This window comes from Lactobacillus nasalidis (assembly GCF_016587775.1).
GTDB classification, from domain to species: Bacteria; Bacillota; Bacilli; order Lactobacillales; family Lactobacillaceae; genus Lactobacillus; species Lactobacillus nasalidis.
This window is the reverse complement of record NZ_BOCG01000160.1, coordinates 1-268: the sequence shown is the minus strand read 5'-3', so window position 1 is coordinate 268 and position 268 is coordinate 1. Positions and strand designations below refer to the sequence as shown.

At 47.0% G+C, this 268-nt stretch carries 1 pseudogene; it reads right to left on the bottom strand.

Annotated elements, in window-relative coordinates:
* Positions 1-268 (bottom strand): annotated as a pseudogene (locus lacNas_RS02980) (helix-turn-helix domain-containing protein); the annotation flags it as partial.

Genomic DNA, 268 nt, shown 5'->3' with positions numbered 1-268 from the left:
CCAAGCCTTGCCCAAGTCGGAAATTGCCAGTTGCAGAATCCGGGCTGACTGTGTATACTGCCAGTCTTTTTTATCTGCAACTAACATATTACGAACTCTTCGTTCACTCGGCGAAGGCTTTTCTTTAAGCAGTGCTTTCTGCTCTTCGGTCAGCTTTTTGGGGTCGGAGGCCAAAGAAGATTTAAGTGCTTGCCTTGCCTTGTACATTTTATTCCACAAGGCAAGGCCTTGATTCCAGCAATAGCGGCGATAGTCACAAGCTTCATCC